This is a genomic window from Siphonobacter sp. SORGH_AS_1065 (assembly GCF_030818595.1).
Lineage (GTDB): Bacteria > Bacteroidota > Bacteroidia > Cytophagales > Spirosomataceae > Siphonobacter.
Genome location: NZ_JAUTAM010000010.1, coordinates 12,553 through 26,958, shown reverse-complemented (window position 1 = coordinate 26,958; position 14,406 = coordinate 12,553). Strand labels below are relative to the sequence as shown.

The window sequence follows — 14,406 nt, the reverse complement described above, 5'->3', positions numbered from 1 at the left end:
CACCTATGCCCAGATAAGTCTGGCTGTGTGTTATCTTCCTTGAGCGAGTAAGGGAAGCGATAACTAAAAAATTAAGGTAACCCCCGCCTGTAAAGGGAGAAGCCTTACTTAGGATTGGATTAATCCTTCGGGTTTGAGCGTTGATAGGAGAGAAGCGAAGGGCCTTCGCTTCTCTCTGGATGACAGGGATAATGAACATAAGGTAAACAACAAGAGTCCTTTTGAATGCACGGAAAGGCCTACTTGTGGTTTTGCAGGTTCTTTAAATACCATTCTCTGCATTAACATAAAACCTTTACTTCTTACATTTCTGAGGATTGATGAAGGGATGCGTATTCGCTCGGCGTTTGACCGAAATACTTTTTAAACTCTTTGCTAAAGTATTTTCGATCATCGAAGCCTACGGCGTACGCTACCTCATAAACGGTTAGGGGCTGGCTGATCAATAGCTGTGCTGCTTTCTTAAGCCGAATGGTTTTTATAAAATCATTGACTGATAAATCCGTCAGGGCCTTTAATTTTCTGTACAGGACAGGGGTACTCATCGCTACTTCTGAAGCCAGCTTATTTACTCCGAAATCAGGGTGATCCAGATGAGCTTCTATGATGCTGATAAGCTTATGGAGAAAAACTTCGTCCTGTGTATTGATGGGAATTTGTTGCGGTTCAAGCGTCATCATGCGGCTATATTTTTGCCGCATTTTTTCCCGGGAGGCCAGGAGGTTATGAATCTTGAGTTTGAGAATTTCAACGCTGAATGGCTTGGTGAGGTAATCGTCTACGCCCCGTGCAAGGCCACTGATTTGATGGGCCTGGCTTGCTCGTGCTGTTAACAGAATGAGAGGAATGTGGCTGGTCCGGTCATCCTGTTTTAGCTTCTCAGAAAGCTCCAGTCCATCCATTTCCGGCATGGTTACATCGCTAACGATTACGTCTGGAATCTGACTAGTGGCTAGTTGCCAACCTTCCGAGCCATTCCGAGCCGTTAAGATCCGATACGCAGGCAGTAGTGATTCCTGAATGAACGTCAGCACGTCAGGGTTATCTTCAATCAACAGCAGTAGCGGCCTTTGGGGATCATCCACCGAAGGGATAAATTCTTCCGACGGTACTGCAAACGAAGGCGTGCTAACCTTCCAGGAAGCAGCCTCCCCGGAAGGTTGATTTAACTCCTGAAAAGCATGCTTGGATAGGGCGATTGTAAAGGTGGTTAAACCGGTTCGGCCCGCCTCGGGAAGTGTACTCTCAACGGTTAAGGTTCCGTGGTGCAGTTCGACGATGCTTTTAGCCAGAGCCAGACCAATACCATATCCGGTATTCTGGTGAAGCAGCTCCTGCACCTGAAAGTAGTTGGTAAAGAGTTTTTTGAGGTGCTCAGAAGCAATACCCTGCCCTGTATTGGAAATTTGAATGCATACCTGACTAGCCTTCTCAATGATAGAAACCTCGATGCGGCCCTGTTTCGGCGTAAACTTAAAGGCATTGGTCAGCAAATTGTACAGTACTTTTTCCATCTGCTGAGGGTCAAAGTAGAGTTCAAAATGAGGAGTCTGGGCGTAAAACGACGTTTCTAGGTGATTGGATTGGGCTGCATCTTCAAAGGAGGCAAAAATTTCATCGACAAAAGCTACGATATTCAAACGGCTTATCTTAAGGTCCAGTTTTTGAGACTCAACTCTGCGGAAGTCCATCAACTCGCTTACCAGTTTAAGTAAGCGGTTCGAATGATTTTGTACATGCTGGAGCTGCCTGGAGGCAAAAGGATCCTCTCGCAGAGCCTCTATGAGCGTATCAACGGGTCCCAGAATCAGGGTTAAATGTGTACGGATTTCGTGAGAAATGTTGGTGAAAAAATTCAGCTTCAATTGGTGAAGTTCCTGATTTCGCCTAAGCGAAGCCCGCAGCCAGAAAAAACGAATAAGGATGAAAAGCAATCCGCTAAAACTACAGGCGTATAGCAGATAAGCCCACCAGGTGGCCCACCAAGGAGGAAGTATCCTAATACGAAGCGAAACGGGCTGGGGTGTCCAGATGCCATCATTATTGGCCGCTTTTACAAGTAAGGTGTAGGTACCTGGAGCAAGGTTGGTATAGGTAGCGGAAGGAATCTTGACGTAATTCCAGTTTTTTTCGAATCCCTGGAGTTGATAAGCATATTGATTTTTGCCCGGTTTGATATAGTTGAGCAGGGCAAAATCAACGGAGAAAATATTCTGATCGTGCGTAAAGGTAACCGTTGAGGTTGAGCTAATGTCTTGGGGTAAAATGCCTTCCCCGTCACCAACCTTCACGGCTTGATTGAAAAGTTTAAGTGAAGTAAATACCAGGGGTGGTAAGAATTGATTAAGGGTTATTCGGCTGGGATCAAAGCTAACTAGGCCGCTGTTGGTACCAAAGTATAGGGAACCCCATGGACTTTTAAAGTAAGCCCGGGGACTAAATTCGTTGGCTGGTAATCCGTCGCTGGTCGTATAGGTCTTAAAAGTTCTTTGTTCGGGGTTAAAACGGCTGAGTCCGTTCTCCGTACTTAACCATAGGTAGTGCTGATCGTCTTCGAGAATACCGAGCACATTATCATTGGCTAGTCCGTCTTTCTCCGTAAAGGTCGTTACCGATTTTCCATCGGGATTTAACAGACAAAATCCTCCGTAATACGTACCTATCCAGATGCGTCCCTTGGCATCTTCGGCAACGCAGTTGATATCATCAGATTTTAAATGCAGGGTATTTCTTTTGGTAAACGCGGTAATCTTCTTTCCCGTGGCATCTACCCGGTTGAGACCAGATCCCGTGGCAATCCACAGGTTTTTCTTAGAATCCAGAAATAGGTTACGGATGCCAATCCCACTAATTTTCAGTGGACTGGAATGAATATCTATGGTCTGAAATTGGCCCGTCGCTGGGTCTAGTACACTGATGCCATTCCGATCAGTGCCCACCCAGATTTTTCCTCTGGCGTCTTCGGCCAGGGCAATAACGTTGTCGGATGCTAGCGAATGAGGTTGGTTAGGATCGTGTTTGAAATGGGTAAAGCGTTGCGTTTGCGGGGAAAAGGCATTAAGACCGCCCAGGTGAGTACAGACCCACATTGTGCCCTTTTTGTCCCAATATAAACTCTTGATTAAATTGGAACTGATGCTAAAGGGCTGGGAGGACTGGTGTTTATACGCGTGAAAAGTACCTTTTTGAGTATCGTAATAATTCAAGCCCCCACCTTCAGTGGCGATCCAGAGTTTGGCTTGGTCATCGGCAGTAATGTAGCTGACGACATCGTTACTGAGCGTATTCGCCTGTGGATGGTTTTGATAGATGGAAAAGGGCGTAGACGAAGAATAAACGATATCCACGCCTCGGTAGTAAGTGCCTACCCAAATGGATCCGTTGGTATCTTCAAAGAGTGAGTAGATCGAATTTTGACTCAGGCTTTTACTGTTTTCCGGGTCATGCCGGTAGGTATGTAATTGTCTGAGAGCTGGATCATAGGTGTATAACCCTTCCAAAGAGGCAATCCAGATTTTTCCCATTTTATCCGGCATAATCTTGCGGATGTTCGGATCCATTTGGGTAGGCAGCAAGGCAGAGAAGTGTTTCTGCTGGTACAGATTTACTCCACCATATTTGGTGCCGATCCATAGATTTTTCTCCGCATCTGTAGCCAGACTCGTGATGAAGTCGTCCGTTAGACCATCTTTTTTGGTAAACCAGCGGCAACGGTAGATACCGTTCTGCGGGCGAAGTCGAATTAACCCTTTAGACGTTCCAATCCAAAAGTTTCCTTCCGCATCTTCAACTATGCTTCTTACTTCCAGGGGTGGCTGGGAAGCGGGAGCTTTGAACAGAGCCTGAACGGTGGACTTTCGGGGATGGTTTAAAATACGGACGCCATTGGAAGTTCCTACCCAAATTCTTCCTTTAGAATCTTCAAAGAGGCAATGAATGGCCAGGCTATGAAGACCCTGCCGCTTTTCGGCGGAGCTGTTTGAGCGTTGAAAGACATCTTTTCGGGAATCGTAATAGTTAAGCCCCTGCGTGGTACCTACCCATAACTTACCCCGGGAGTCGGCGAGCAGGGAAAGAATATAATTATCCGAAAGGGTCGTTGAATCGGAAGGATCATTTTTAAACACCCGAAAATTTCTCGTGTCGTAGCGATTAAGTCCATAGCGAGTACCCATCCAGATAAAACCGTGAGTATCCTGGGCAATGGCTAATACCGAGTTTTGAGATAGGCCATTCTCTGAGCCCAGGTGATTAAAGGCAATGTTTTGACCCTGGCATAGGACCCCCCACAAAAGTCCAAGTAAGCCCAGAAGTGTTCGAAGTGTAGAGGGGTTCATGCTTTAAATACGACTACCTGTATGTTAGCAAGACGGTTCTTTTCTAATCTACCCTCTTGAAGAATCGAATATACCAGAATCGGGCAAATTTTAAAACGCGGTTTTTCCTGCATTCCATAGATTATTTTATAAAAGAAGCCCTAGGCCAAGTCTTATTCCAGAGGGCCTAAAGCCTTATTTTCTGCTGTTTTTAAGATTTTCACCCCATTCTTTAAGGATTTTGACCGCCCTGACTTACACGCTTGTCGGAGCTTTGCCAATCTAATCATCAAGCCTCTTTATAGTACCTAACACTACTTCAATGATTCGTTCAAAGAAACGGAAGTCAGAGCGATTATCGCTACCAAACATTTCCCCTTACCGGGCCTGGCTTCAATGGACTCTTACCTGGGTAGGCGTGTTGTGCGTCTGCGTACCGGGTTTTTCTCAAGCCTTAAGACTACGGGGAAAAATTACCGATGAAAAAGCCGAAGCAATTCCCGGCGTCAGTATTGTTCTGAAGGGTACGTCTAAAGGGACCGTATCGGCCACTGACGGTACCTACGAACTAGTATTGAATCAGGCCGGAGGTACGCTGGTCTTTAGTTCCGTGGGCTATAAAACTCAGCAAGTGGAGTTAAGCAATCAAACGGAGCTGAACGTGACATTGATAGGAGAGGATCAATCCCTGAACGAAGTGGTCGTGGTGGGTTATGGCACGCAGAAAAAGGTAAACATGACGGGTTCAGTAGCTACCATTTCAGCGGCTAGTATTGAAAACCGTCCCGTTACTAACCTATCTTCCTCGCTGGCAGGCTTAGCCGCAGGGGTGAGCGTGCAGCAGGGTTCTGGTAAACCGGGGTCGGATGGGGCAACCATTCGAATCCGTGGGAATGGAACGCTCAACAACAACAACCCATTGGTCATTGTCGATGGAATCATCAGCTCAATGGATGCCGTTAACCCCAATGACGTAGAGAGTATGTCGATTTTGAAAGACGCGGCTTCGGCTTCTATTTACGGGTCTTTGGCGGCTAACGGGGTGATTTTGATTACTACTAAAAAGGGTAATAAAAACAAGGTAAGCGTTACCTACACGGGTATGTTATCGATTACCCAGCCCATGAATACCATCGAGTTTGTGACCGATTACGCCCGGCATATGAATCTGATCAATGAGGCCTACCGTAACCTGGGGCAAAACAATTTGTTTGCTCAGACCACCATTGATGCCTGGCAGGCGGCGGCCCGGAATCCTAACGGTGTAACGGCAAATGGGGTAGTTAATGCTCTGGCCTATCCTAATACGGACTGGACTAAGACGATTTTCGAAAATAAGGTATTACAAAACCATAATTTGTCCATCAGCGGAGGCAGTGAAAAGTCGAGTTATCTGCTTTCGGCCAATTATCTGGGTAACCCCGGAACGATGGCAAATACGGGTACGGAACGGTACATCTTACGGGCCAATCTGGATAGTAAAATCACAAAATTTCTTACCCTGGGGACTCAGACCTACGCTTCCATCCAATCGTATGGATTAGGTAATACCAGTACTGCTTTTAACTTTTTAAGACAGACGACGCCAGGGGTAGTTCCTTTCTACGAGGGTCGTTATGGTTTTGCTCAGGCTCCCGAGGAGTCAGCTACGGCTAATAATATCCTGTCGTATCTGTATGGAACGGGGGGAGCGGACAAACAAAGTCGGTTTAATACCACGCTGTACGCCACGCTACAGTTGCTGAAGGACTTATCGTTTGAATCCCGCTTTAACTATCAGACCCGCCTCCGCGAAACCAATACGCATACCAATCCGATTGATCGCTGGGATTTTGCTACGAATACCCTCAAGCAGGCCGCCAGTGCTCCCGATCAGCTTTCCACCAATTACTCCTTTAACAAGGATTACGCAACCACACTGGATTTGGTGTTACGTTACAACAAGCAATTGGGGGATCATTCTCTGGGAGCGATTGGGGGCTTTAACCAGTATTACTTTAACTACTACAATCTGGCCGCCAGTAAAATGGGCCTGATTGATTACAACATCACAACCCCGGGGTCAGCAACCTTACCCACCACTACGACGGGAGGTGAATATGATTTTGCTCTGAAATCATTCTTCGGTCGCCTGAATTACAACTTTAAAGATCGTTATCTGCTCGAAGCCAACGTCCGTTACGATGGTTCGTCCAAATTTGCTCCCGGTAATCGCTGGGGTGTTTTCCCGTCTTTTTCAGCGGGCTGGCGACTTTCAGAAGAACCGTTCATGAATGGTATCAATAATCATGTGCAGAACCTGAAAATCAGGGGTTCCTGGGGGATGCTGGGGAATAACGTCATGAATACCGATCAAAGCCTGGGTAACTATGATTATCAGTCGCTCTACAGCACGAACGCCTATTCGTTCAACGGATTGGCCGTGACCGGACTTTGGAAAGGAAAAATTGCCAACCCTTTACTGAAATGGGAGAGTACAGCCGTGACGGACATCGGCCTGGAAGGTTCTTTCCTGAAAGGAGCCATCAATTTTGATATTGATGTGTACCGCAAATACACGGATGGTATTTTAACCACACCACCCATTCAACTGATTCTGGGAACGGCTACGGCACCGACCCAAAATACAGCCGCTGTGCTTAATAAAGGCGTAGAACTATCGCTGGGCTATCGGGGTAAGTCAGGAGACTTCCAGTTTGGTCTGACGGGAAATTTCGCGTATAACTATAACCGGGTGGAGCAGTATAAAGGCAAACTCGTAGAAGGGTATCAGGATGTCAATGGCGTTCGCACGTATACCTCCAATCTGGGGAATGTATCTTCTGGAGGCGATACCCGAATTTTAGAAGGGCATCAAATTAACGAATATTACGTTCGCACGGTTTACCAGGGTAAGGGTAACTATGTCCCTAGTGCGGATGGAAGCGTAGATATTCAGGCGGGCCCGAAGGATGGCATGATTCGGACACCCGGAGATTTGCAGTGGTTGCAGGATATGACGGCGGCGGGTTATGTCTTTCAGCCCGCGGGGGGCGTTGGAAAATCCAAAATTTATTACGGAGATCTGATTTACGCGGATAACAACGGGGATGGCATTTACGGCAATACCTACGATCGGCAATTTACGGGCACCAACACGACGCCCAAATACAACTTTGGCTTGAGGGGGGATCTTTCCTGGAAAGGCCTTGATTTTTCGATGATCTGGTCGGGAAGTACGGGTTTCCAATACTACTGGAATGTGCAGGGCTATAATAACTCTACGCTTCAAAATGGCTTTGCTATTCCCTTGCAGGTAGCTAACGATCACTATTACTACAATGATGCCGATCCGTCTGATCCTGCCAATAACATCCAGGGTAAAGCCCCTCGGCTAAAAAATATAACCGATGCCCAGAATGCGGCTGTAGCCAGTAACTTCTGGCTTTACAATGCCGGTTATATCAAGCTACGTAACGTTCAGTTGGGGTATAGCCTTCCGCAAAGCCTGACTAAAAAAGTAGCTCTGGAGCGAGCCAGAATCTATGTGTCGGGCGAGAACCTTCTCCTGATTACCCGTTATCCGGGCATGGACCCCGAAGTGGGAGCAAGCGTGGATTATCCCACCATGCGTCAATTTACGCTAGGCCTGAACCTGACCTTTTAAATCAAAGACCTCATGAAAAAGCTATTGATTTTTGCCACCCTTTTGCTGACGGGGTGCCGGGAAAATCTATTGGATACGTCTCCTTATGACTCGGTAAGTTCGGCTACCATGTGGACGACGGATAATTTAACCGATCTAGGCGTTACGGGTGTTTATAATGCCCTGCGTTTGAACATCAATACGAGTGCCGCCTCTGGAAACGAACTGTATCAGTTAGACCGTTTTTCTACGGGCGGACAGGGCCGGGACGCAGATGCCCTGCTGATGGGGACTATTACTACCTCCAGTGCTCTTTTTAGTGATAACTACCGGCAGCTCTTCGAGGGCGTAAACCGAGCCAACGATGCCATTGTCAACATTCCGGCTAAATCTCCCTCAACGGCGGAGAAAAAGGCCCGGCTGGTAGCAGAATGCAAATTCTTACGGGCGTATTTCTACCTCCGGCTCAATCAGTTATACAAAGGCGTACCGCTTTTTTTAGAACCCATCACTCCGGAAAATGCCCAAAGGGCCCGTTCCACGGAAACCGAAATCTGGAACGCGGTAATTGCCGATTTAACCGATGCCATTAATGAACCTAACTTGCCCGCCAAGTACGCCAAAGGCAATGGTTTATATGGACACATTACGAAAGGAGCCGCTTACGCTTTACGGGGAAAAGCGTATTTGTATCTGCAAAAGTGGGCTGAAGCAGCCGCTGATTTTAGCAAGGTAAAAGAAGCGGGTTATGCCTTGTTTTCGGATTATAAAACACTCTTCAAACTGGCCAACGAGCAAAGCGATGAGATGATTTTCTCAATTCAGCACATCGCCGTGAGTGGTTCAGGTTCGACTACGCAATTCTTTTGCGGCACCCGCTCTTCCTTTGGTTCTTGCTGGAATAACTTCCTGGTGTCGCCCAACGTGGTTGATCTCTACGAAAATGCCGATGGGTCCCCCTTCAACTGGGATGCCGTTCTGCCGGGATATAGCCGGATGACTCCTGCCCAGCGGGAAGTATTTTTCCTGCGTAATAATTTGACGACCAACGAAATGACGGCGGCCCGCAACCGGGGAGCGGACATGAGCCAGTACCTGCCAACGGGTAATGAAGAGCGGATTTTAAAAGCCTACGCCAATCGAGACCCTCGTCTGGCGGCCAATGTGATTACCCCTTACGCTACCTATTTGGGTGTATTCAATAATGCCAATGCTACGGTGACGTCCCGCTGGCCTTACCGGGCCGAGGCGGCAACCAATGGAGATTTACGTACGGATACCCAACCCTATTTTTATTACTTACACCGCAAGTTTGTCTACGAAGGAACCACCGAAACGCTCAACCGTTCGTATGGTCCGATTGACTTTCCCCTGATTCGCTACGCTGATGTGTTGCTGATGTGGGCCGAAGCCTTAAATGAACAGGGCAATACTACGGGAGCTATTGAATTAGTCAATCAGGTGAGAGGACGGGCAGGAGTAGGGCTTCTCAATGCATCCGCTGCGACGACGGTTAGTTCCCAATCGGATTTACGAGAGCGAATTCGCAATGAACGCCGCCGGGAGTTTGTGAATGAAGGGATCAGTTTCTTCGATGAAATGCGTTGGAAAACCTGGAAAGAAACCGTGTTCTACTCGGGAGCGGGGATTAAGCAGGTATGGGGAGCTAATGTGCAGACCTACTCATGGAAGGGTGATTATATCTATACCTGGCCCATTCCACAGACGGAAATTGAAATGAATCCTGCACTGACTCAGAATCCGGGTTGGGTCAATTAATGTTCGCCCGAGAAAAGGACTCCCTTTTCTCGGGTTACTACTTATTCCACTTAACCTCTTATTTGCTACCAGTGATCATTCATCCATTATTCAGTGGATGAATGATCTTTCTAAAAATTCGTATATACATATGCGTTATTTATTACTGCTATGGGTTTTTCTTCCCACCTTGACTTTTGCTCAGAGCAAATCGCCCTATCAAACGTTGGTGTGGTCCGATGAATTTAACTACCAGGGCTTACCCGATCCCAAGAAGTGGAATTACGAAGAAGGCTTCGTTCGCAACAAGGAACCTCAATATTACACCAAGGAACGCCTGCAAAACATCCGGGTCGAAAACGGAACGTTAATCATTGAGGCCCGTAAGGAGTCGTATCCGCTTCAAAAAAGTGGCTCGGCTAATGCTCAACGGGCTGGTCAAAGCGTGGCAGGCTATACATCAGCCAGCATTATGACGTTGGGAAAGAAAACCTGGAAGTATGGACGGTTTGAAGTTCGGGCTAAAGTTCCCAAAGGCAAAGGCTCTTGGCCCGCGTTCTGGATGAAGGGGGCCAATAACCCTACCGTCAAGTGGCCGTTTTGCGGAGAAATTGATGTGATGGAATATGCCGGAAAAGATTCTACCCAGGTGTACGGAACAGTGCACTACGCTGATTCGACCGATCAGTATCGTTACGAAGGAAAGAAACCTTCTGTAGGAGCCCCTTACGAAGACTTTCATATTTACGCGGCGGAATGGTACGAAGACCGTATTGAGTTTTATTATGACGATTTGAAATACTTTGTCTTTGATCTGGCGAAAGCTCAGAAAGGCTCTGAAAATCCTTTTCAGAAAGACTTCTACCTGATGTTAAATCTGGCGTTGGGCCGGCAGGGAACCATGGCAGGCCCCCTGTACGACGAAATTCTACCGTTAACCTACGTGGTGGATTATGTACGAGTCTACCAATAAAACCAATGTATGCGAAAGCTATTTCTTACGCTTTGGGGCTTGGGCTGCTGTCTGAGTCTTTGGGGGCAAAACAAACTAAGTTTACAGCAGGGCTGGGATTTTCACTTTGCCTATGACGTACGGCAAAAATTGAGTAATCCCGTCATCAATGTACCGCATACCTGGAATGCGGGGGAGGTAGCCGCCGGAAAAATGGATTATACCCGTACGGCAGCTATTTATAAGAAAACCCTTCCACTGGATTCGGCCTGGAAAGATAAAAGACTGTTTCTCTATTTTGAGGGGGTAAACTCGGTGGCAGATGTGTTCATCGATCAGCAGTGGGTAGGTAACCATAAAGGCGGATATACAGCTTTCTGTTTTGAAATTACTCCTTTTATAAAAGCAGGAAAAAATCCGCTTATTACCGTTCAGGTTAGCAATGAACATCGGCTGGACGTGCTGCCCTTAACGGGGGATTTCAACGTATATGGAGGCATTCATCGGCCCGTATGGTTACTTATCAAGGAGAAAAACTGTATTTCCCCGCTGGACTTCGCTTCTTCAGGCGTTTATGTGACCCAGTATAACGTGAGTGAGAAAACGGCTGATGTTTTCGTAAAGACCAAACTTTCCTTAATCGACCCGTCGCGGAAAACCGAGGTTCGCACGTCGATCTTGGATGCCCAGGGGAAAACAGTGGCCCAGCGAAAAGATCCGGCAGGACTTGAACAGAAATTCACCCTTGAAAAACCGCACCTCTGGAATGCCCGCCAGGACCCGTATCTCTACCGGGTGAAAACGGAGTTATTGGTCGATGGCCAGGGGGTAGAAAGTCAAACGGAACCACTGGGTATTCGCTCAATCCGGGTCGATGCGAACGAAGGTTTTTTTCTGAATGGGAAAAAGCTGGACTTACACGGATTCGGCTATCATGAAGATGTATCAGGGAAAGGCTCAGCCTATGAGCCGGTAGATTACTTAAAGGACATGGATCTGGTGATGGAAAGTGGAGCTACGTCCGTGCGACTGACGCATTATCCGCACGGAAAATCCTGGTATGAGCTCAGTGATGAGAAGGGACTGATTCTCTGGTCGGAAATTCCCCTGGTGGGGCCAGGAGGGTATACTGGCATGGGCTATATTAAAAGCAAAGCTTTGGAAGACCACGCCCGGCAAGTCATGCAGGAACTCATTCGTCAGCATTACAATCACCCATCCATTTGTTTCTGGGGCTTGTTTAATGAACTCAAGCTAGATTACGATGATCCGGTTCCGTTTCTAAAAGAGCTAAACCAGTTGGTTAAAACGGAAGATTCTACCAGAATAACCACTTGTGCCAGCTTCTTGGATCGGGATACTTTTAACGAAGTATCGGATGTGATTGCCTGGAATAAATACTACGGGTGGTATGGCGGTTCTTTCGAACAAATAGGAAGCTGGGCGGATCAGACCCACCGGGCTTATCCGGCTAAACCGATTGCCGTCAGCGAGTACGGAGCCGGAGCGAGTATTCGACACCATCAGGAAAACCTTCAGCCCGTAGAACCTACCGGACGGTTTCACCCCGAAGAGTGGCAGACGGCCTATCACGAAAAAAACTGGGAAGAACTTCGCAAAAGACCTTTCATTTGGGGAAAATACGTCTGGGTATTGGCAGACTTTGGTTCCTCCATCCGCACCGAGGGCGATCAGGATGCCCTCAACGATAAAGGATTGGTTACTTATGATCGTAACGTTCGAAAGGATGCCTTCTACTTTTATAAAGCGAACTGGAATACGGCTCCGATGCTCTATCTGGCCGAACGCCGGAACGTTCTACGTCAGCAGTCGGTAACAACAGTTAAAGTATTTACCACCCTGAAGGAAGCGGAGTTATGGGTCAATGGGGTATCGCAGGGCCGACAAAAAGCGGATGACCTGCACCGCATGAGCTGGCCAGGTATTCAACTGAAGCCCGGAAAAAATAGGATTTTAGTGAAGTCAGGATCTCTGGAAGATACCGGGGAGTGGTATTTAAAATCGCCCGTTCCCTTACGCTAAGGTTAATCCCTAATGCAGTAGCTTATGAAAATTTTAACCTCTATTCTTTTACTGCTTTCGCTTTGGGGGTATAGTCAGCCCCCTATTATTCCTTTACCCGCTTCTTACCAACGGGTCAAAGGAACCTTTACGCTCAGTGAGCATACCAGGCTAGTTGTAGAAGATTCTGCATTCCAGCCCGCCGCTCGTTACCTGGAAAAAGAAATGCAAAGGCGATGGGGACTCAAACGGTCTCAAAATTCCGCCACAAAAGGCCCAACCCTGGTTATCAAGGCGGGTCTGCCAGCCAGAGAAGGTTCCTATGCATTAGTAATGAACGAAGGTTCCGTGGTCCTGACGGCATCGAGCCCACAGGGAGCTTTTTATGGGGTAGTGTCCTTCCTGCAATTAGCGGCTGAAAGCCGGAAGGTCCCCTGCTGGAATCTGAAGGATTCGCCTTTATACGGGTATCGAGGCTTTATGCTGGATGAATCCCGGCACTTTTTTGGGGTGTCTAAAGTAAAGGCGTTACTCGATGAGATAGCTTACTACAAGCTAAACCGTTTTCACTGGCATTTAACCGATGAACCCGGCTGGCGAATGGAAATTAAAGTCTATCCCCGGCTGGCGTTGGTGGGAGGTGTAGGTACGGCAACCGACTCACTAAAACCAGCTCAGTATTACACCCAGCAGCAGATCAAAGAGATCGTAAGCTATGCCGCTGAGCGTTACATCACCGTCATTCCCGAAGTAGACATGCCGGGTCATGCGACGGCGGCTAACAAAGCTTACCCGGCTTACAGTGGGGGAGGCTCCCCGGCACACCCGGAGTTTACCTTTAATCCTGGCAAAGAAGAGACGTATACGTATTTGTCTGCCATTCTTAAAGAGGTGAGTTCGCTGTTTCCTGCACGCATGATTCACATCGGGGGCGATGAAGTAAGTTTTGGGAATGAGAAATGGATGAAAGATGCGGCTATTATCCGGCTCATGAAACAGGAAAAATTATCAACTGCCTTAGAAGTAGAGCATTATTTTCTTCGCCGGATGGCCGATACGCTTCGCAATCGTCAGGTGGAAGTCCTAGGCTGGGATGAAGTAATCGAGGCCGGGCTACCCGTCGATCATACGTTAGTCTACTGGTGGCGGCACGATCATCCCGAGCAGTTAGAGGCAGCTTTACGAAAAAAGTACCGCGTGGTGCTTTGCCCCCGACTTCCCTTTTATTTCGACTTTGTTCAGGACAGTACGCACCGGGTGGGGCGGCGGTGGGCAGGAGCTTTCAACCCGTTAAAGGCTGTCTATGAATTCAACGCCGAGCATTATCCGGGGGTAAAGGATCATCCAAGTCAGGTGCTGGGTTTACAGGCCAACGTATGGACAGAAACCATTTCTACTGCGGAACGGCTGGATTTTATGGTTTTCCCCCGCCTGCTGGCTCTTGCGGAAGCCTGTTGGAGTCCCCGCAAAGACTTTAAAGCCTTTCAGCGGCGGTTGAGTGGACATCTGAGCCAATTGAGAAAACAGGATATTCATTACTTCGATCCGATTAACCCTCAGGCAAGCCCCGAATCAGTGCATTAATATTACCCATGTCAGGAACCCTGATTCGCCGGAGTGATCTCAAAAAGATTTTGGTTAAAAGTAGTATGCTCACCAGCCTGCATTCCGCTCTACAAGAGTCGAATGCAGGCTTTTTTATGATTTTCTCCCCTTTTACTTCGGATTCTCCT

Annotated in this window: 6 protein-coding genes; 5 read left to right on the top strand and 1 reads right to left on the bottom strand. The window is 47.6% G+C overall.

Annotation, left to right across the window (positions count from 1 at the left end; all coding sequences use genetic code 11):
• Window positions 1-302: 302 nt before the first annotated feature.
• The gene (locus QE390_RS24490) at window positions 303-4,337 is read right to left on the bottom strand and encodes a two-component regulator propeller domain-containing protein (protein ID WP_307144337.1); all 4,035 of its coding nucleotides are present in this window, start codon (window positions 4,335-4,337) and stop codon (window positions 303-305) included.
• A 301-nt stretch (window positions 4,338-4,638) separates the two neighbouring features.
• Between QE390_RS24490 and QE390_RS24485 the strand changes: the two genes are divergently transcribed.
• The 5 genes from QE390_RS24485 (at window position 4,639) to QE390_RS24465 (ending at window position 14,257) form a co-directional block, all read left to right on the top strand.
• The gene (locus QE390_RS24485; RefSeq protein WP_307144336.1) at window positions 4,639-7,962 is read left to right on the top strand and encodes a TonB-dependent receptor; all 3,324 of its coding nucleotides are present in this window, start codon (window positions 4,639-4,641) and stop codon (window positions 7,960-7,962) included.
• 12 nt (window positions 7,963-7,974) lie between these two features.
• The gene (locus QE390_RS24480; RefSeq protein WP_307144335.1) at window positions 7,975-9,720 is read left to right on the top strand and encodes a RagB/SusD family nutrient uptake outer membrane protein; all 1,746 of its coding nucleotides are present in this window, start codon (window positions 7,975-7,977) and stop codon (window positions 9,718-9,720) included.
• Between the two features lie 130 nt (window positions 9,721-9,850).
• On the top strand, window positions 9,851-10,672 hold the full coding sequence (locus tag QE390_RS24475; RefSeq protein ID WP_307144334.1) for a glycoside hydrolase family 16 protein: 822 nt from the start codon (window positions 9,851-9,853) through the stop codon (window positions 10,670-10,672).
• 9 nt (window positions 10,673-10,681) lie between these two features.
• Window positions 10,682-12,694: a glycoside hydrolase family 2 TIM barrel-domain containing protein gene (locus QE390_RS24470; protein ID WP_307144333.1), complete on the top strand. Its 2,013-nt coding sequence runs from the start codon at window positions 10,682-10,684 to the stop codon at window positions 12,692-12,694.
• A gap of 24 nt (window positions 12,695-12,718) precedes the next feature.
• Complete coding sequence (locus QE390_RS24465) at window positions 12,719-14,257, top strand: beta-N-acetylhexosaminidase (protein WP_307144332.1); 1,539 nt, start codon at window positions 12,719-12,721, stop codon at window positions 14,255-14,257.
• The last annotated feature ends 149 nt before the right edge of the window (window positions 14,258-14,406 follow it).